Origin of the sequence: Curtobacterium sp. MCBD17_023 (assembly GCF_003224415.1) — a bacterium.
Lineage (GTDB): Bacteria > Actinomycetota > Actinomycetes > Actinomycetales > Microbacteriaceae > Curtobacterium.
This window is the reverse complement of record NZ_QKLJ01000001.1, coordinates 77,633-96,412: the sequence shown is the minus strand read 5'-3', so window position 1 is coordinate 96,412 and position 18,780 is coordinate 77,633. Positions and strand designations below refer to the sequence as shown.

The 18,780-nt window shown below is 70.7% G+C and carries 22 protein-coding genes; 20 read left to right on the top strand and 2 right to left on the bottom strand.

Going from position 1 to position 18,780, the window contains the following annotated elements:
* Positions 1–2: 2 nt before the first annotated feature.
* From rplF to map, 8 genes are all read left to right on the top strand, one after another.
* A complete protein-coding gene (gene rplF / locus DEI84_RS00430) occupies positions 3–539 on the top strand; it encodes a 50S ribosomal protein L6 (protein WP_110824234.1) in 537 nt (178 codons plus the stop codon).
* 2 nt (positions 540–541) lie between these two features.
* The gene (rplR, locus tag DEI84_RS00425; RefSeq protein WP_110824233.1) at positions 542–919 is read left to right on the top strand and encodes a 50S ribosomal protein L18; all 378 of its coding nucleotides are present in this window, start codon (positions 542–544) and stop codon (positions 917–919) included.
* Positions 916–1,728: a 30S ribosomal protein S5 gene (rpsE, locus tag DEI84_RS00420; protein ID WP_181419464.1), complete on the top strand. Its 813-nt coding sequence runs from the start codon at positions 916–918 to the stop codon at positions 1,726–1,728. Before rplR ends, rpsE begins: the two co-directional genes overlap by 4 nt.
* Complete coding sequence (gene rpmD, locus DEI84_RS00415; RefSeq protein WP_082517835.1) at positions 1,728–1,913, top strand: 50S ribosomal protein L30; 186 nt, start codon at positions 1,728–1,730, stop codon at positions 1,911–1,913. Before rpsE ends, rpmD begins: the two co-directional genes overlap by 1 nt.
* Entirely contained in the window at positions 1,910–2,374 is a 465-nt protein-coding gene (rplO, locus tag DEI84_RS00410) for a 50S ribosomal protein L15 (RefSeq protein WP_110824232.1), read from the top strand. Before rpmD ends, rplO begins: the two co-directional genes overlap by 4 nt.
* A 178-nt stretch (positions 2,375–2,552) precedes the next feature.
* Positions 2,553–3,875, top strand: a complete 1,323-nt coding sequence (gene secY, locus DEI84_RS00405) for a preprotein translocase subunit SecY (protein WP_110824231.1) — start codon at positions 2,553–2,555, stop codon at positions 3,873–3,875.
* On the top strand, positions 3,872–4,462 hold the full coding sequence (locus tag DEI84_RS00400) for an adenylate kinase (protein ID WP_110889274.1): 591 nt from the start codon (positions 3,872–3,874) through the stop codon (positions 4,460–4,462). Before secY ends, DEI84_RS00400 begins: the two co-directional genes overlap by 4 nt.
* 14 nt (positions 4,463–4,476) lie before the next feature.
* Positions 4,477–5,307, top strand: coding sequence for a type I methionyl aminopeptidase (gene map, locus DEI84_RS00395; RefSeq protein WP_258371627.1), 831 nt, complete (start codon positions 4,477–4,479; stop codon positions 5,305–5,307).
* A 292-nt stretch (positions 5,308–5,599) separates the two neighbouring features.
* Here map and DEI84_RS00390 read toward each other — a convergent pair whose 3' ends face one another.
* A complete protein-coding gene (locus tag DEI84_RS00390) occupies positions 5,600–6,889 on the bottom strand; it encodes an LCP family protein (RefSeq protein WP_258371626.1) in 1,290 nt (429 codons plus the stop codon).
* A gap of 287 nt (positions 6,890–7,176) precedes the next feature.
* Here DEI84_RS00390 and infA point away from each other — a divergent pair, with 287 nt between their 5' ends.
* From infA to DEI84_RS00355, 7 genes are all read left to right on the top strand, one after another.
* The gene (gene infA, locus DEI84_RS00385) at positions 7,177–7,398 is read left to right on the top strand and encodes a translation initiation factor IF-1 (protein ID WP_017885509.1); all 222 of its coding nucleotides are present in this window, start codon (positions 7,177–7,179) and stop codon (positions 7,396–7,398) included.
* Positions 7,399–7,468: 70 nt separating this feature from the next.
* Positions 7,469–7,585: a 50S ribosomal protein L36 gene (gene rpmJ / locus DEI84_RS00380; protein WP_022903266.1), complete on the top strand. Its 117-nt coding sequence runs from the start codon at positions 7,469–7,471 to the stop codon at positions 7,583–7,585.
* 206 nt (positions 7,586–7,791) lie between these two features.
* Positions 7,792–8,166, top strand: a complete 375-nt coding sequence (gene rpsM / locus DEI84_RS00375; RefSeq protein WP_110824228.1) for a 30S ribosomal protein S13 — start codon at positions 7,792–7,794, stop codon at positions 8,164–8,166.
* Positions 8,167–8,175: 9 nt separating this feature from the next.
* Entirely contained in the window at positions 8,176–8,574 is a 399-nt protein-coding gene (gene rpsK, locus DEI84_RS00370; RefSeq protein ID WP_110824227.1) for a 30S ribosomal protein S11, read from the top strand.
* A 188-nt stretch (positions 8,575–8,762) separates the two neighbouring features.
* Entirely contained in the window at positions 8,763–9,758 is a 996-nt protein-coding gene (locus DEI84_RS00365; RefSeq protein ID WP_110824226.1) for a DNA-directed RNA polymerase subunit alpha, read from the top strand.
* 64 nt (positions 9,759–9,822) lie between these two features.
* Positions 9,823–10,404 carry a 50S ribosomal protein L17 gene (gene rplQ / locus DEI84_RS00360; RefSeq protein WP_110889271.1) on the top strand — a complete coding sequence of 194 codons (582 nt, stop codon included), beginning with the start codon at positions 9,823–9,825 and terminating at the stop codon, positions 10,402–10,404.
* 188 nt (positions 10,405–10,592) lie between these two features.
* Positions 10,593–11,750, top strand: coding sequence for an aromatic acid exporter family protein (locus DEI84_RS00355; protein WP_110889270.1), 1,158 nt, complete (start codon positions 10,593–10,595; stop codon positions 11,748–11,750).
* 10 nt (positions 11,751–11,760) lie between these two features.
* On the opposite strand, the gene DEI84_RS00350 is transcribed toward DEI84_RS00355, so the two are convergent.
* On the bottom strand, positions 11,761–12,897 hold the full coding sequence (locus tag DEI84_RS00350) for a hypothetical protein (protein WP_110889269.1): 1,137 nt from the start codon (positions 12,895–12,897) through the stop codon (positions 11,761–11,763).
* Positions 12,898–13,023: 126 nt separating this feature from the next.
* Between DEI84_RS00350 and DEI84_RS00345 the strand changes: the two genes are divergently transcribed.
* From DEI84_RS00345 to rpsI, 5 genes are all read left to right on the top strand, one after another.
* Positions 13,024–13,941, top strand: coding sequence for a tRNA pseudouridine(38-40) synthase TruA (locus tag DEI84_RS00345; protein ID WP_258371625.1), 918 nt, complete (start codon positions 13,024–13,026; stop codon positions 13,939–13,941).
* 49 nt (positions 13,942–13,990) lie between these two features.
* Complete coding sequence (locus DEI84_RS00340) at positions 13,991–14,737, top strand: MBL fold metallo-hydrolase (RefSeq protein WP_110824222.1); 747 nt, start codon at positions 13,991–13,993, stop codon at positions 14,735–14,737.
* Positions 14,738–14,850: 113 nt separating this feature from the next.
* Positions 14,851–17,547 (top strand): ExeM/NucH family extracellular endonuclease, encoded by a 2,697-nt coding sequence (locus tag DEI84_RS00335; RefSeq protein WP_110889268.1) that lies wholly within the window; start codon positions 14,851–14,853, stop codon positions 17,545–17,547.
* A 244-nt stretch (positions 17,548–17,791) separates the two neighbouring features.
* A complete protein-coding gene (gene rplM, locus DEI84_RS00330; RefSeq protein ID WP_110824221.1) occupies positions 17,792–18,238 on the top strand; it encodes a 50S ribosomal protein L13 in 447 nt (148 codons plus the stop codon).
* 38 nt (positions 18,239–18,276) lie between these two features.
* Complete coding sequence (gene rpsI / locus DEI84_RS00325; RefSeq protein WP_110824220.1) at positions 18,277–18,762, top strand: 30S ribosomal protein S9; 486 nt, start codon at positions 18,277–18,279, stop codon at positions 18,760–18,762.
* Positions 18,763–18,780 lie beyond the last annotated feature (18 nt).

The window sequence follows — 18,780 nt, the reverse complement described above, 5'->3', positions numbered from 1 at the left end:
TCATGTCTCGTATCGGACGTCTCCCCATCGACATCCCGGCCGGAGCGACCGTCTCGGTCGACGGCCAGAACGTCGCCGTCAAGGGCCCGAAGGGCGAGCTCTCGCTCGTCATCGCTGAGCCCATCCAGGCGAAGGTCGAGGACAACCAGGTCCTCGTCAGCCGCCCGGACGACGAGCGTTCCTCCCGCGCGCTGCACGGCCTGACCCGCTCGCTCATCGCGAACCAGATCATCGGCGTCACCCAGGGCTACTCCAAGGGCCTCGAGGTCGTCGGGACCGGTTACCGCGTGGCCGCCAAGGGCAGCGACCTCGAGTTCGCGCTCGGGTACTCCCACCCCATCACGGTCAACCCGCCGGCCGGCATCAGCTTCGCCGTCGAGGGCAACAACAAGGTCACCGTGAACGGCATCGACAAGCAGCTCGTCGGTGAGGTCGCGGCCAACATCCGCAAGCTGCGCAAGCCTGAGCCCTACAAGGGCAAGGGTGTCCGCTACGCCGGCGAGATCGTGCGCCGCAAGGCCGGAAAGTCAGGTAAGTGATCATGGCCATCGGAACTCGTACTCGAGGCAAGAGCAAGGCGGCTGCCAAGGCGCGTCGCCACAACCGTCTCCGGAAGAAGATCACCGGGACCGAGACCCGTCCCCGTCTCGCCGTCACCCGTTCGTCACGTCACGTGTTCGTCCAGGTCATCGACGACGCCAAGGGTCACACCCTCGCCAGCGCATCGACGATGGAGGCCGACCTCCGCTCGTTCGACGGCGACAAGACCGCCAAGGCCCGTCGCGTCGGCGAGCTCGTCGCCGAGCGCGCGAAGTCGGCTGGCGTCGAGGCCGTGGTCTTCGACCGCGGCGGTAGCAAGTACGCCGGTCGCGTCGCCGCGATCGCCGATGGTGCCCGTGAAGGAGGGCTGAACCTGTGAGCGACATCGCGAACACCAACGACGACGCCGAGGCCACGACCGAGGTCGAGACGACCGACGCCGAGACCACCGCGACCGAGGCGAAGGCCCCCGCGGCCAAGGAGCCCGACGTCCCGGTCGTCGAGCGTCCCGTCGAGACCGCTGCGGGTTCGGCATCGAACAACCGCGACTCCGTCGACAACCGTGGCCGTCGTGGTGGCGGCAGCGGTGGCGGGCGTGACCGTCAGCAGGGTGGCCGTGGCGGCAACGACCGCAACGGTCGCGGCGGCGACAGCCAGTTCCTCGAGCGCGTCGTCACCATCAACCGCGTCTCCAAGGTCGTCAAGGGTGGTCGTCGCTTCAGCTTCACCGCGCTCGTCGTCGTCGGTGACGGCAACGGTCTGGTGGGCGTCGGCTACGGCAAGGCCCGCGAGGTCCCGACCGCCATCTCGAAGGGCGTCGAGGAGGCGAAGAAGAACTTCTTCCGCGTCCCCCGCGTCGGCAACACGATCCCGCACCCGGTGCAGGGTGAGGCCGCCGCTGGCGTCGTCCTCCTGCGTCCGGCCGCTGCCGGTACCGGTGTCATCGCCGGTGGTCCGGTCCGCGCCGTGCTCGAGTGCGCCGGCATCCACGACGTCCTGAGCAAGTCGCTCGGTTCGTCGAACACCATCAACATCGTGCACGCGACCGTGACGGCGCTCAAGCAGCTCGAAGAGCCGCGTGCCGTCGCCAGCCGTCGTGGTCTGCCCGTCGACCACGTCGTCCCGGCCCGTCTGCTGCACGCCGAGGCGGCCGCTCGTACGGCTGCGAACGAGAAGGCAGGTGCGTGATGGCGATGCTGAAGATCACGCAGACGAAGTCCGTCATCAGCGAGAAGCAGTACCAGCGCGACACGCTCCGCAGCCTGGGTCTCAAGCGCATCGGCCGTACGGTCCTGCGTGAGGACAACTCCCAGAACCGCGGGTACATCGCGACGGTTGCGCACCTCGTGAAGGTCGAGGAGGTCGACGCATGAGCGACGAGAAGAACGAGCGCGTCCAGATCCTGAAGGTCCACCACCTTCGTCCGGCAGCGGGGTCCAAGAAGGACCGCACCCGCGTCGGCCGTGGTGAGGGCTCGAAGGGCAAGACCGCCGGCCGTGGCACCAAGGGCCAGAAGGCCCGGTACCAGGTCAAGGTCGGCTTCGAGGGTGGGCAGATGCCGCTGCACATGCGCACCCCGAAGCTCCGCGGGTTCAAGAACCCGTTCCGCGTCGAGTACCAGCCCGTGAACCTGGACAAGATCGCGGAGCTCTACCCGAACGGTGGCGACGTCACCGTCGCGGACCTGGTCGCCAAGGGCGCCGTCCGCAAGAACGAGAAGGTCAAGGTTCTCGGTCAGGGTGACATCAGCGTGGCGATCACCGTCACGGTCGACAAGGTCTCGGCATCCGCCGAGGAGAAGATCGTGGCGGCGGGCGGCACCGTCACCAAGTAGTCCCCGTCGGCGGCGGCCCGCGCATTGCGCGCGGGCCGCCGTTACGGTTTCCTTGATGGCAGGTCCGGAACACGGCGTCGTTCGACGTGCGTGCCGGACCACGGGGTCGGCGCTTCCGGCCACGGGCGACCTCGCCCGGCTCGACCGGTCAACCGGTCACAGAAGTTCGGAGTAACTCGTGTTCAGAGCGGTCGCGCGCATCATGCGCACCCCAGATCTTCGGAAGAAGATCGGTTTCACCCTCGCGATCATCGCGCTGTTCCGCCTCGGCTCGTACATCCCGGCACCGTTCGTGGACTACGCCAGCGTGCAGGCCTGCCTGGCGTCCGCGTCGTCCTCCGGCGGCCTGTACGACCTGATCAACCTGTTCTCCGGCGGCGCGCTCCTGAAGCTCTCGGTCTTCGCGCTCGGGATCATGCCGTACATCACGTCGTCGATCATCGTGCAGCTCCTGCGCGTGGTGATCCCGCACTTCGACTCCCTCTACAAGGAGGGTCAGTCCGGTCAGGCGAAGCTGACGCAGTACACGCGCTACCTCACCATCGCGCTGGGCGTGCTGCAGTCCACCACCCTGATCACCGTCGCCCGCTCGGGTGCCCTCTTCGGCACGAGCGCCTCGGCCTCCTGCACGTCGATCATCTCGAACGACAGCTGGTACGCGATCCTCCTGATGGTCATCACCCTGACCGCGGGCACCGGCCTGATCATGTGGATGGGCGAGCTCGTCACCGAGCGCGGCATCGGCAACGGCATGTCGCTGCTCATCTTCACCTCGATCGCCGCGCAGTTCCCGTCGGCGCTCTGGGCCATCGAGCAGTCGCAGTCGTTCGAGCTCTTCCTCTTCGTCATCCTGGTCGGCCTGGTCATCATGATGGCCGTCGTGTTCGTCGAGCAGTCGCAGCGGCGCATCCCGGTCCAGTACGCCAAGCGCATGGTCGGGCGTCGCACCTACGGCGGCAACAACACGTACATCCCGATCAAGGTGAACATGGCCGGCGTCGTGCCCGTCATCTTCGCGTCCTCGCTGCTGTACCTGCCGGCGCTGATCGCACAGTTCAACCAGCCCTCGGACGGCTCCGCGCCGGCCCCGTGGGTGACCTGGATCCAGAGCAACCTGACCTCGGGTGACAACTGGTTCTACATGGTCCTGTACTTCCTGCTCATCGTCGGGTTCACGTACTTCTACGTCGCGATCACCTTCAACCCCGAAGAGGTCGCCGACAACATGAAGAAGTACGGCGGGTTCATCCCGGGCATCCGAGCCGGACGTCCGACCGCCGAGTACCTCGACTACGTCCTCACCCGGGTGACGCTGCCCGGTGCGCTCTACCTCGGTCTCATCGCGCTCATCCCGCTCGCAGCACTGGCGCTGTTCGGGGCGAACCAGAACTTCCCGTTCGGCGGTGCCAGCATCCTGATCATCGTGGGTGTCGGCCTCGAGACCGTGAAGCAGATCGACTCGCAGCTGCAGCAACGTCACTACGAAGGGCTCCTCCGTTGAGCGCACGCCTCATCATCGTCGGACCTCCCGGAGCGGGCAAGGGCACCCAGGCCGGCCGCATCGCGTCGGCGCTCGGGATCCCCGCGATCTCCACGGGCGACATCTTCCGCAAGAACGTCGCCGACGGCACGCCCCTGGGGCAGCGCGCGAAGGCGCTCATGGACGCCGGTGAGTACGTGCCGGACGACCTGACCAACGCGCTGGTCCGGGACCGTCTCGCCGAGCCGGACGCCGAGCAGGGGTTCCTGCTCGACGGGTACCCGCGCACCACCGCACAGGTCGAGTACCTCGACGCGCTCCTCGCGGAGCAGGGTGCGGCGATCAACCTCGTCGTGCAGCTCGTCGCCGACCAGGACGCCCTCGTGGCGCGCCTGCTCAAGCGTGCGGGGGAGCAGGGTCGCGCTGACGACACCGAGGAGACGATCCGTCGTCGCCAGCAGGTGTACCAGGAGCAGACCGCGCCGATCGTCGCCGTCTACCAGGAGCGCGGACTCGTCGCCGACGTCGACGGTCTCGGCACCGTGGACGAGGTCGGGGACCGCATCGCGGAGGCCCTGACGACCCGCGGTCTCACGGCCGCCGTCTGACCGGGGTCGGTCCGGTGCGTCGACGGAAGCCCTCCATCTACAAGTCGCCCGAGGAGCTGCGCGCCATGGTGCGCCCGGGTCTCCTCACCGCGCAGGCGTTGGACGCCGTCCGAGCAGCGATCCGTCCCGGGACGACCACGGCGGAGCTCGACGCGATCGCCGAGCGGACGATCCGCGACGGCGGGGGCATCCCGAACTTCCAGCTCGTGCCGGGCTACCGCCACACGCTCTGCGTCTCGGTGAACGACGAGATCGTGCACGGGATCCCCAGCGCACGGGTGCTGCAGGCCGGCGACATCGTGTCGGTCGACGCCGGGGCCGAGGTCGACGGCTGGAACGGTGACAGCGCCTTCACCGTGGTCGTGCCCGGCGGCGACCCCACCGTGGCGGCCGCCCGGCAGAAGTTGTCCGACACCACCGAGCGCGCGCTGTGGCACGGCATCGCAGCGCTCGCGCACGCACGGAACCTGCACGAGGTCGGCTCGGCCGTCGAGGACGCCATCGACGAGACCGGGGCGTGGGGCATCGTCGAGGACTTCACCGGCCACGGGATCGGCCGGTCGATGCACGAGGAGCCACCGGTCTTCAACCACCGTGTCCGCGGTGCCGGCCCTGCCGTGCAGCCGGGCCTCGCGGTCGCCATCGAACCGATGGTCACCGCCGGCACGATCGACAGTTCGACTGACGACGACGAGTGGACGGTCCGGACGCTCGACGGGTCCGATGCCGCCCACTGGGAGCACAGCGTCGCGGTGCACGCCGACGGCATCTGGGTGTTGACCGCCGCCGACGGTGGGGCCGCCGGGCTGACACCCCTCGGCGTCACGCCGGTCCCGGTCCCGTAGCGCGCCTCCCGACCGCGTCTCGAGCTCCGGGCACGGAGGCCGTCCGGCCCGGCACCCGGTGCTCCCGTCGACGCTGCAGGACCTGGAACGCAGCCGACCCTGGTGACGCGGGACGGGCCTCCCGGCAGGATGTGGCTGGTTCGGTGCGGCTGCGCCGCGCATCTCCCACCCGCCGCCGTCACGCGACGGGCTCCGTCGGCGTGCGGAGGCGACCCTGCCGACGGCGCCGACGGGTCGGGGCCGGACGGGAGGCCCGGCGTCCCCGACCCCGGACCGTCCGTCGCGCGGTCCCTCAGTTCCCGACGGAGCAGGTCTCCTCGGCAGCGCTCTGTCCGCTGATCGAGGAGGGCAGCGGCGTCGAGGAGGGGCTGCTCGTCGTGGTCGTCTGTCCGTCCGGCGTGGCCGACGCGCTCGGAGCGGCGGTCGCGGCGGTCGCGGCGTCCGACGGCGCGGCATCGGACGGGCTCGCGGACGGAGCCGGGGTCTCTGTGTCGGACGACTCCTGCGACGCGCGACCGGTCGACGAGTCGCTGAGCGAGGTCCGCTCGTCCGTCTGCAGGGCGACGTTGAGCGTGTGGGCGGCGGCCTCGTCGACGACGACGCGCGCCGCGTCGGCGGGGTCGTCGACGACCGGGTACTGCACGAAGAGCATGCTCGAGGTGCTCATGCCGCGCAGGGTCGATGCGAGGCCGACGAGGGTCCGGGTCTGCGCGAGGCCGTCGGACAGCGTCATGTTGGACAGCGCTGCGCCGGCGAGCTTGTAGAGGGTGATCGGGTTCGACAGGGTGCCGTCCGCCGTCACCTGGCGGAGCAGTGCGGACAGGAAGACCTGCTGGGAGCTGATGCGGGCCAGGTCGCTGCCGTCGCCGACGCCGTGGCGCGAGCGGAGGAAGGCGAGCGCGTCCGAACCCTGCAGGGAGTGCGCGCCGGCGGTCAGGTGCAGCCCGGTGAAGGTGTCGTCGATGGGGGTCGCGACGCAGACGTCGACCCCGCCGAGGGCGTTCGACATCTCGATCACGCCGTCGAAGGTGATGAGCCCGGCGTAGGGCACGGTGAGGCCGGTGAGGTTCTCCACCGTGTCGACGACACAGGAGACACCGCCGTTGCCGAGCGCGGTGTTGAACTGCGCGGACTCCGCTGCGGGGTAGGTCGTCCCGGTCTCGGGGTTGGTGCAGGCCGGGATCGGCACCATCAGGTCCCGGGGGAAGCTGACCGCGGTGAGCTGCTGGTGGTCCTCGGACACGTGCACGAGCATCGTGACGTCGTTGCGGGCGCCCTCGACGTCCTCGTCGGAGTCGAACTGCCCGACGCGGGTGTCGCTCCCGATGAGCAGGATGTTCGCGCCACCCTCGATGGCGGTGACGTCGGCGGTCTCCGCGGTGCTCTGGTCGTCGGTGCTGAGCTGCACCGTCTGCGGCGCCGCGGCGAGCTGGGCGCCGGCGATCGCGGCGACGCTGGTGCCGCTGACGAGCAGGACCGCGGCCGCGGATGCGACGACGGACAGGAGGGTCGTCCAGGCGCGGCGGCGGGGGAGTCGGCCGTGGCGGGCGACGGGGCGCGCGCGGCCGGGGGCGTCGGGCACGGGGGTCCTCCTTCGGTGACTGCTCTCGTCACCGTACGGGGCTGGGCCCTGTTCCGGCATCGCTCCGGCTGTGGAGAACCTGTCGAACAGCGGATCTGCGGGCCGATCCGGGCGGCTCGTCCCCTGCACTGGGGTGCCCGCGCCGCTCCGACATGCAGGCGCACTTGGCAATCGGCGGTGTACCACATAAGATCGATCTTTGGTGTGCCATGCCCTCTGGCGTGGCGCCCGACCCGCAGACCGGCTCGGGGATCACACCGGTAATCCAACCAAGCGACAGTGAGGCTATGGCCAAGAAAGACGGCGTCATCGAGATCGAGGGCTCGGTGCTCGAAGCTCTGCCCAACGCGATGTTCCGCGTTGAGCTGACCAACGGACACAAGGTCCTCGCGCACATCTCCGGGAAGATGCGCCAGCACTACATCCGCATCCTCCCCGAGGACCGCGTGATCGTGGAGCTGAGCCCGTACGACCTGACCCGCGGCCGGATCGTCTACCGCTACAAGTGATCCGCGAGCTGGAAAGGAACGGCCCGGCGAACCCGCCGAGCACGAAGCCAGCGAGCACGAGGAACGAACAATGAAGGTCAACCCCAGCGTCAAGCCCATCTGCGAGCACTGCCGAGTGATCCGCCGGAAGGGCCGCGTCATGGTGATCTGCAAGAGCAACCCGCGTCACAAGCAGCGCCAGGGCTAGTCCCTGTGGGGCTCCTCCGGGAGCTTGCCGCGTGAGCGGGGTCGCCGGTCGTCAGACCGCCTGCGGCTCGAGCACGAACCACAACTGAAGATCGACAACGCAGTACCAGAACCCATCCGCCTCGGCGGGTGGGGGACACCTCGGGACGGAGGCCCGGGCACCGGTACTGCGCCACACCTCCATCGACAACAGGAGCAGCCAGCACAATGGCACGTCTAGCAGGCGTCGACATCCCGCGCGAGAAGCGCGTGGAGATCGCACTCACCTACATCTACGGGGTCGGCCGTACCCGCGCCGTCCAGACGCTCGCGGAGACCGGCATCTCCGGCGACATCCGCGTCAAGGACCTCACCGACGACCAGCTCGTCGCCCTCCGCGACTACATCGAGGGCACGTTCAAGGTGGAGGGTGACCTCCGCCGTGAGGTCGCCGCCGACATCCGCCGCAAGGTCGAGATCGGTAGCTACGAGGGTCTCCGCCACCGTCGTGGTCTCCCGGTGCGCGGTCAGCGCACCAAGACCAACGCTCGTACCCGCAAGGGCCCGAAGCGCACCGTGGCAGGCAAGAAGAAGGCTCGATAGGAGATCACGATGGCTACCCCCAAGACCGCCGCGCGCAAGCCGCGCCGCAAGGAGAAGAAGAACGTCGCCGTGGGCCAGGCCCACATCAAGAGCACGTTCAACAACACCATCGTCAGCATCACCGACCCGTCGGGTGCCGTCCTGAGCTGGGCGTCCTCGGGCGCCGTCGGCTTCAAGGGCTCGCGCAAGTCGACGCCGTTCGCGGCGCAGCTCGCCGCCGAATCGGCCGCCCGTCAGGCCGCCGAGCACGGCGTCAAGAAGGTCGACGTCTTCGTCAAGGGCCCGGGCTCGGGTCGCGAGACGGCGATCCGTTCCCTCCAGGCCGCTGGCCTCGAGGTCGGCTCGATCAACGACGTCACGCCGCAGGCGCACAACGGGTGCCGCCCGCCGAAGCGCCGCCGCGTCTGACGCGAGGAGCAACCGGCCGTTCCCCGCTCGTTCCCTGACCGGGACGAGCGGGGTCGGCCATTCCTGGTCGTTCGATCGCGCACTCCAGTGCGCGTGATCACAACTGAAACAGACCCGTCGGGGCCCGGCCGGCCCCGTCGTACCGCCAAGTGTCATATAGCGGACACTTCGCCGAAAGGAATTCCACAGTGCTCATTGCACAGCGCCCCACCCTGAACGAGGAGTCGATCTCCGAGTTCCGCTCGCGCTTCGTCATCGAACCGCTCGAGCCGGGCTTCGGCTACACCCTCGGCAACTCGCTGCGCCGCACGCTCCTCTCGTCCATCCCCGGTGCTGCCGTCACGAGCATCCGCATCGACGGTGTCCTCCACGAGTTCAGCACCGTTCCCGGTGTCAAGGAGGACGTCACCGAGATCATCCTGAACATCAAGAGCCTGGTCGTCTCCAGCGAGCACGACGAGCCGATCACCGCGTACCTGCGCAAGCAGGGTGCGGGGCAGGTCACCGCGGCGGACATCTCCGCCCCGGCCGGTGTCGAGATCCACAACCCGGACCTCGTCATCGCGACCCTGAACGACTCCGCGCGCTTCGAGCTGGAGCTGACGATCGAGCGTGGCCGCGGCTACGTCTCGGCGACCCAGAACCGCTCGGAGTTCAGCGAGGCCGGTCAGATCCCGATCGACTCGATCTACTCGCCCGTGCTCAAGGTCACCTACCGCGTCGAGGCGACGCGTGCCGGTGAGCGCACGGACTTCGACCGCCTGGTCGTCGACGTCGAGTCGAAGCCCGCGATCACGCCGCGCGACGCCATCGCGTCGGCCGGTCGCACGCTGGTCGAGCTGTTCGGGCTCGCCCGCGAGCTGAACACGGCGGCCGAGGGCATCGAGATCGGCCCCGCGCCGGTCGACGCCGTGCTCTCGAACGAGCTGCAGACCCCGATCGAGGACCTCGACCTGTCGGTGCGCAGCTACAACTGCCTCAAGCGGGAGGGCATCAACACAGTGTCCGAGCTCGTCGCCCTGTCGGAGACGCAGCTCATGAACATCCGCAACTTCGGTCAGAAGTCGGTGGACGAGGTCAAGGACAAGCTCACCGAGCTCGGCCTGTCCCTCAAGGACACCGTCCCCGGATTCGACGGTGCCCACTTCTACAGCGGGTACGACGAGGACGAGTCCAGCAACTGACCTCGCGCTGACGCGCACGCGCTCCTGACACGGGGCGCACCACCATCACCACTGGAGAACTGACATGCCGAAGCCCACCAAGGGCCCCCGCCTCGGTGGCGGTCCCGCCCACGAGCGCCTGCTCCTGAGCAACCTCGCCAACGCCCTCTTCACGCACGGTCGCATCACGACGACCGAGACGAAGGCCAAGCGCCTCCGTCCGGTCGCCGAGCGGCTCATCACGTTCGCGAAGCGCGGCGACCTGCACGCGCGTCGTCGCGTGATCGCGGCCCTGCGCGACAAGACCGTCGTGCACACGCTGTTCACGGAGATCGCGCCGCAGGTGGCCGACCGCCAGGGCGGCTACACCCGCATCACGAAGCTCGGCTTCCGCAAGGGCGACAACGCGCCGCTCGCCTCGATCGAGCTCGTCCTCGAGCCCGTCTCGAGCTCGCCGGCTCCCGTCACGCGCAACGCTGCCCCGGCCGCCGTTGCGCCGGTCGCCGAGGACACCACGTCCGAGGAGACCACGGCGGCCCCGGTCGAGGAGACCGAGACCACCGAGGAGTCGACCCCGGTCGCCGACGAGACCACGACCGACGCTGCTGCCGAGGTCGAGGCCGACGCCGCTGCGAAGTCGGACGACGCCGCGGACGCGTCCAAGTAGTCGCACCGCACCACAGGAAGGCCCCTGCAGCGTCTGCTGCAGGGGCCTTCCTGTTCCACCGCGCAGGCTCCTGACCACGCGGTTTCGGACCACCCGGCGGGCCCGGCAGACCCGGCAGACCCGGGAGGCCCGGGAGGCCCGACCAGCGTCCGCCCCCACACCGTGCCGACCGAGAGACGAGGTACCCGATGCAGTTCCAGCACGTCGCCGGCGTCGGCACCCGACTGTGGCGGTGGAGCCGGGACTCCGGCACGCAGCCCCGGCTGCTGCATGCCGCCAAAGCAGCTGCGGCGGCGACCATTGCCTGGCTGGTCGCGCAGAACGTGCCCGGTGTGGCAGCGGAGTACCCCTACTACGCCCCGCTCGGCGCGGTCGTGGCGATGCAGACGACGGTGTTCGCCGGACTCCGGAGCGGGCTGCAGACCCTGGTCGGGATCGCGCTCGGCATCGCGGTCGCCGCCTTCACGATGTGGGTCGGCGACCCCGGGGTCCTGGCCGTGGCGATCACGGTCGGCGTCGGCGTCCTCGTCGGCGGGTTCCGGGTCCTCGGCGAGGGGAGCTCCTGGGTGTCGACGGCGGCGCTCTTCGTCCTGCTCGTCGGCGGTGCACACGCCGAGGGGTACTCGCTCGGGTACCTGGTGCAGATGGCCGTCGGCGTGGTGGTCGGGCTCCTCGTGAACTTCCTGGTGTTCCCGCCCCTCCACTTCTGGGACGCCGAGCGCCGCATCGACCAGGTGAACACCGTCCTCGCCACGCACCTGGACGGCCTCGCGGACGTGCTCGAACAGGGCGAGCGTGACGAGCGCGCGTGGGACCAGGCGCAGGACCGCCTCGACCGTGCCATCGCCGACGTCCGGGCTCGGGTGTCGATCGCTCGGGAGAGCCGCCGCATCAACCCCCGCGGTGCGCTCCGCGGCTCACGTGCCCGCCTGCAGCGCGACGGTGCCCGCTTCCGCGCGCTCGAGCGGGTCGCCTGGTACACGACCGACCTGACGGAGCTGGTGGCTCGTTCCGGCCCGGTGTCGGCGAACCTCGGACGTCCGGACGAGGCGTTCACGACGCCGCTCGTGCACGCCGTCCGGCAGGTCGCGTCGATGGTCCGCGGCGACCACCCGCCGGACGAGGGCGACCGGGCGATCGCGGAGCTCGAGCAGGTGCTCGACGCCTCGCACGAGTTCCCGTCGGACGTCGCCGTGACCGCCACGGCGCTGGTGGCGCTCCGCGGCATCGTCGAGTCGGAGCGCCGGGCGACCCGGGATGCCGACACCGAGACCGGCCCTGCCGAGCCGACGAGCATCCGCGACCGGCTCGTGCGCCGACGCGGGCACGGCGGTCAGCGGGGCTGACGCCGACGCGTCACGAGCCGAACGACGACGCCGCCCACCGCTCGACCGCGGCGGCGGTGTCCGATGCCGCCTCGGTCGTCAGGAGGTACTGCGTCCAGGTGCGGTCGTGCACCACGTCGATCGTGCAGGCGAGCTCGTCACACGTGCGCCATGCGGCGTCGCGTGCGCCGAGCCCCGGGAGGTCGATCCGTCCGTCGCGGTCGACGGTGCCCGCCGCGAGCCGCTGCTCGACGACCCACCCGCTGTCCGGGACCGAGGCGTACACCGCGCCCGTGGTGTACTCCGGGCCGACGAAGCGGCACGTGCTGCCGCCGACCCGGCTCTGGGCGAACTCGTCGATGGTCGGCGGGGTGTCGGTCAGCGTCACCGAGTCGCGGAGGGTGGTGTCGGCGACGGCCGCGACCCCGTCCGTCGTGCAGTCGGTGAACGACCAGTCGTCCGAGTCGTCGCCGTCCACCGATGCAGCCGGGGACGCGGCGACGGTCTCCCGTGCGTGCTCGAGGAGCGCTTCGTACTCGGGCTGCATCGCCTCGGGGGTGGCGTCCGCGGCGGTCTGCAGACGCACGACCGCGACGTCGACCCAGGCCGTCCCGGCGAGCACACCACCGTTGCAGTACACCCGTGCGGCATCGCTCACGGCGCAGCGCACCGTGGTCGCGCTCTCCGCGGGAGCGGTCGCGTCCGTGCCGGCGGTCCGGAACGCGGCAGCGGCGTCCGGCAGCACGGCGACCCGGACGCCCTCGTAGGCGGGCTCGTCGGCCGTGCGCGCGGCGCGGTCGTCCAGCGGGGAGCTGCCGTTGGACGCCCAGCATCCCGTCCCGCCGGCGAGCCTGGTGGCGTTCCACGTGGCGGCCGGGTGGGCCAGTTCGGTGATGGCGTCGACGGGCTCGGCATCGGGGACGAGCGCGCGGACGAGGTCGTCCGGCAGGAGGGCGTCGCACGCGGGCGCGTCGCCGGCCGAGGGCTCGGTGCCGAAGTCGGTCGTGGCGGGCGTCTGGTCCGAGGTCGGTGACGAGGAGGGGCTCGCGTCGGTCGGGGTGGGCGTCGGGTCGGCGCTCGTCGTGGGTGTGCAGGCGGTCATGCCGGTGCTCAGCGCAGCCAGGAGTGCGACGGCCACGACCCCCCTCGTGACGGTCTTCTTGTGCATGTGTTCAGTATGGAGACGCGCGACCGGCTCGGACGCGGGCGCACATCACGGTCCGGTACCGACCTCGATCCCGCAGAGCCTGTCCCGACGGCGCTGACGTCGCGCTGACGTCGGTACCGTGGAGGTGTGAGCGAGACCGGCCGGACCGAGGGCGAGGCCGGCGTGCGGCTGCGGCTCGACATCGCCTACGACGGAGCCGCGTTCTCCGGGTGGGCCCGACAGCCCGGACTCCGGACCGTGCAGGGCGCGCTCGAGTCCGCCCTCGCCACCGTCTTCACCCGCTGGGGCACACCGCCGCAGCTCACGGTCGCCGGCCGCACCGACGCCGGTGTGCACGCCACCGGGCAGGTCGCGCACCTCGACCTCAGCGACGAGCAGTGGGCCGCGCTCTCCCGTCCCCGCCGTCCCGCCGCCGACGGCACCACGCGGGACCCCTTCGCCGGGCTGGTCCGCCGTCTGAACGGGCTCGCCGGGCCGGACGGGGACGTCGTCGTCACCCGGGCGTCGGTCGCCCCGCCGGGGTTCGACGCGCGGTTCTCACCGGTCTGGCGGCGGTACCGGTACCGGGTCGCCGACCTCGATGCCGCCCGTGACCCGCTCCGTCGCGGACACACGGCCTGGTACCCGGGGCGCCTGGACCGGGCGGTGATGGAGCGCGGTTCGCTCCGCCTGCTCGGGCTGCACGACTTCGCGGCGTTCTGCAAGCCGCGTGCGGGCGCGACCACCATCCGGACCCTGCAGGAGTTCCGCTGGGACCGCGAGCCGGACGGCGTGCTCGTGGCGAGCCTCCAGGCCGACGCCTTCTGCCACTCCATGGTGCGCGCCATGGTGGGCGGCTGCCTCGCCGTCGGCGAGGGCCGCCTGACGCCGGACCGGCTCGACGAGCTGCGGATCGCCGCCGAGCGCACGAGCGCCTTCACGGTCGCCCCGGCCCGTGGGCTCACCTTGACGGAGGTCGGGTACCCCGACGACGACGCCCTGGAGGCCCGTGCCGTGCAGACACGCGCCCGTCGCGACGCGGAGGGACACCGGCCCGGCGACTGAGCGGCAGGCACCCGCGTCGCGTCTCGGCGCAGGGCGCTACCGTCGGGGCATGGCTCCTCGTGCTCCGCGCTCCCTCGTCTCCGTCGCACCCGGCGTGGTGTTCGTCGAGGGGCCGGTGTCCAACTGGGTCGTCCTCGCCGAGGAGGACGGCGTCGCCCTGATCGACGCGGGGTACCCCGCCGACACCGACCTCGTCCTGGACAGCGTGCTGCTCGCCGGCCACGACCTCGACGAACTCCGACGCGTGTACGTCACCCACGGCCACGTCGACCACGTCGGCGGCCTGCCCGGGATCCTCGAGCGTCACCCGCACGTCGAGGTCCTCGCGCACGCCGACGAACTCGCCAACGTCCGTGGACCGGGGCGCCAGCAGGTCACCCCGGCGGAGATCGGCGGACGGCTCGCCGCTCCCCGGGTGCTGCGGTGGCTCGGGCGTGCGATCGCCTCGGACGCGCTCCGGCCGACCACCGTCCCGTCCGCGCGGGCGTTCACCGCGCGGGACTTCGACGGTCGCGCGATGACCCCGCTGCCCGCGCCCGGCCACACCGCCGGGTCCACCGCGTACCTGCTGCCGGCCGCCGATGCGATCGTCACGGGCGACGCCGTCGTCACCCACCACGACACCCAGCCGGCCTCGTGGGCACCACGGCCGCGCATGATCACGCCGTTCTTCACCGCCGACCAGGCGCTCGCCGTGGAGTCCGCGGGCGTGCTGCCGTACCCGGCGATCGTGTTGCCCGGACACGGCCCGGCGGTGCACCGCGTCGGGTCGGAGTGGGTGCCGATCGAGGCGTGACGGGCCGCCCGGCCCGCTGCTCGGCGTCCCTGCCACGAGCCCCGATCTGGGGTGGAACGGATCGTTCACCCGTTGGAAACCTGAGCGGTGCCGCAGGTCGGTAGCGTGCGGCCATGCAGAGATCCGTCGGACGCACCCTGCTGTGCGCCACCGCTGCCACGGCGCTCCTCGTGGCCCCGCTCGTCTCCGTCACCGCGGCCTCCGCCGACCCGGTCGGTACCGGGCTCGTGATCACCGAGGCGTACCTCAAGGGCGGCAGCGCGAACCAGCCGTTCACGAACAAGTTCGTCGAGCTCGGCAACCCCACCGACAGCCCCGTCGCCGTCGACGGTTGGTCGGTGCAGTACCGCTCGGCCACGGGCACCGGAGCCCCGACGGTCGGCAAGCTCTCCGGTTCCGTCCCGGCGCACGGCACCTACCTGGTGCAGATGGGCTCGAACGGCACGAACGGCGTGGCACTGCCCGAGCCCGACTCTGTCACCGGCCTGAACCCCTCCGGGTCGACGGGCACCCTCGTGCTGGCGAACCAGGCCGCAGCGCTGTCGCTCCCCGCCGGGCCGGTCGCCGCCGGCACCCCCGGGGTCGTGGACCTGCTGGGTTACGGCACGTCGAACACGTTCGAGACCGCGGTCGCGACCGCCGGCACGGCGAACTCCGTCCCCGACGCGCTGACCCGCGCGGGCACGACGGACACCGACTCGAACGCCGCCGACTTCCGGGTGACGTCGACGGTCACGCCGGAGAACGCCGCGGGCGACGGTGAGCAGCCGACGGACCCGACCACGCCGACCGACCCGACGACGCCGACCGAGCCGTCGCCCCCGGCCGAACGGATCAGCATCGCGCAGCTGCAGGGCACCGGCGACGCATCACCGTACGTCGGCAAGACCGTCACCACGACCGGCGTCGTCACCGCGGTCTACGCCACCGGCGGCTTCGCCGGCTACACGGTCCAGACCGCCGGCACTGGGGGCGCGCTCGACCTCGGGACGCACACCGCCTCGGACGCCGTGTTCGTCTACTCGGCCGCCACCGCCGGCAGCGTGACGATCGGTGACGCCGTCGAGCTCACCGGCTCCGTGTCGGAGTTCAACGGGCTCACCGAACTCACGGTCCCGAGCGCCGCCGGACTGACGAAGCTCGCCACACCGGCCGTCGCGCCGCTGCCCGCCGCCGTCGCCTTCCCTCGCGCCGACGCACAGCGCGAGTCGCTCGAGAGCATGCTCGTCGCGCCGCAGGGTGACTACACGGTCGCCGACAACTACACGACGAACCAGTACGGCGAGGTCGTCCTCGCGACCGGCACGAAGCGCCTCCTGCAGCCGACCGAGGTGGCCCGCCCGGGCAGCGCCGAGGCGGCCGCCGTGACGGCGGACAACGCAGCCCGCAAGGTCGTCCTCGACGACGGTGCGAGCAGGAACTTCCTCAGCGCGGTGAACCAGTCGATCCCGGTCTCGTGGCTCACCCAGGGTCCGGTGACGGTCGGCGCTGCGGCGACCTTCACGAAGCCCGTCGTCCTCGACTACCGCAACGACTCGTGGAAGTTCCAGCCGACGTCGCCGATCACCGGTGCCACCCCGGCCGCGGCGCTGCCGGCGGCCTTCTCGGACGTGCGGACCGCCGCCCCGGAGCAGGTCGGGGGTGACGTCCGTCTCGCCGGCTTCAACGTCCTCAACTACTTCCCGACGACCGGTGACCAGCTCACCGGCTGCACGTACTACACCGACCGCGACGGCGACCCCGTCACGGTGCGCGGTGGCTGCGACGCCCGCGGTGCCGCGAACGCGGACGACCTCGCCCGGCAGCAGGTGAAGATCGTGAAGGCGATCAACGGGCTGGGCGCCGACGTGGTCTCCCTCGAGGAGATCGAGAACTCGGCACGCTTCGGCCAGGACCGTGACGCCGCGGTGGCGACCCTCGTGGCCGCGCTGAACGCCGCGACCGGCAAGGACACCTGGGCGTACGCGGGGTCGCCCACGGCGCTGCCGGCGAGCGAGGACGTCATCCGGCTCGCGATCATCTACAAGAAGGACCGCGTGCAGACCGTCGGCGCCTCCACGATCCTGACCGACTCGACGGCGTTCGCCAACGCCCGGCAGCCGCTCGCGCAGGCCTTCGCACCGGTCGTGACGAAGCCCGGCAAGGGGAAGGCCCCGAAGCCGTCCGCGAAGGACACCTTCCTGGTGATCGCGAACCACTTCAAGTCGAAGGGCTCCGGCTCCGGAGCGGACGCCGACCAGGGCGACGGGCAGGGCGCGTCGAACGCCTCCCGCGTCGCGCAGTCGAACGCCCTGGTGGCGTTCTCCACGGCGATGCAGCGGCAGTCCGGCACGGACAAGGTCTTCATGCTCGGTGACTTCAACGCGTACAGCCAGGAGGACCCGGCGGTGGTCCTCCGCCAGGCCGGCTACACCGACCTCGGCCCGACTCGCGACGCTGCCGAGTGGTCCTACGTGTTCGACGGCCTGAGCGGTTCGCTCGACCACGTGTTCGCGTCGAAGGCGGCCCTCGCGACCGTCACTGGTGTGGACATCTGGAACATCAACTCGGTGGAGTCCGTCGGCCTCGAGTACAGCCGGTACGACTACAACGTCACCGACCTGTACCGCGACGACGTCCGCCGGGCGAGTGACCACGACCCGATCCTGGTCGGCATCGACCTGCCCGGCCTCACGGCGCCGGGTGGCGGGACCCCCGGACACGGCAGCGACCCTGGCCACGGTGGGGGCCAGGGGCACGGCAACCCGATCACGAACGCGCTCGCGGCGATCGCCGCTCTGATCGCCTGGCTGCGCAGCCTGCTGGGCTGACCGACGGGTTACCTGACGGACGGGAGGCGCGGTGCCGGCTGGCACCGCGCCTCCCGTCCGTCGTGGCCACCGTTTGACCGCAGCGGGCGGCGTCCGCTAGGCTCTCACCTTGGTCTGCGCGCTCTGTTGCGCCAGACAGTCAGATGGGCCCTCCACCGGGTCGTTCGCCGGGCGTCTGCCCGCGAGAACGCCCACCGGAGTGGGATTCACGGACTCCTCACCTCGACACGAAAGCAGCACTCCTGTGACTCGTACGTTCTCCCCGAAGCCGGCAGACGTCCAGCACGACTGGATCGTCATCGACGCGACCGACGTCGTGCTCGGCCGCCTCGCTTCGCACGTCGCCGCCCTCCTCCGCGGCAAGCACAAGGCCACCTTCGCCCAGCACATGGACATGGGTGACTACGTCATCATCGTGAACGCCGACAAGGTCGCCCTGACCGGGTCGAAGCTCGCCAAGAAGGTCTACTACCGCCACTCCGGTTACCCGGGCGGCCTCACGGCCACCACCTACCCGGAGATGCTCGAGAAGCACCCGACGCGCGCCGTCGAGAAGGCGATCCGCGGCATGCTGCCGAAGAACACCCTCGGTCGCGAGCAGCTCAAGAAGCTCAAGGTCTACGCAGGCGCTGAGCACCCCCACGCGGCGCAGCAGCCCAAGCCGTACACCTTCGACCAGGTCTCGCAGTAACAGCGGCCACGACGACTTCCAGGAACGAGAAAACACTCATGGCTCAGATCGCTGACTCCATCGACCAGACCCCGGAGACCTTCACCACCGAGAGCGCGCCCGTCGCGTCGGAGGCGGCTCCCCGTCAGATCCTCAACGTCTCGGGCGGTGCCGTCGGTCGCCGCAAGGAGGCCATCGCGCGCGTCCGCCTGGTCCCCGGCTCCGGCACCTTCTCGGTGAACGGCCGCACGCTCGAGGACTACTTCCCGAACAAGCTGCACCAGCAGCTCATCAACGACCCGTTCAAGGTGCTCGAGCTCCTCGGTGCCTACGACGTCACCGCCCGCATCACGGGTGGCGGCCCCTCGGGTCAGGCCGGCGCGCTCCGTCTCGCCATCGCCCGCACCCTGAACGAGATCGACCGCGAGAACAACCGCGCGACCCTCAAGAAGGCCGGCTTCCTCACCCGTGACGCCCGCGTCATCGAGCGCAAGAAGGCCGGTCTCAAGAAGGCCCGCAAGGCGTCGCAGTTCTCGAAGCGCTGATCGCCTGACGGCGGGAGA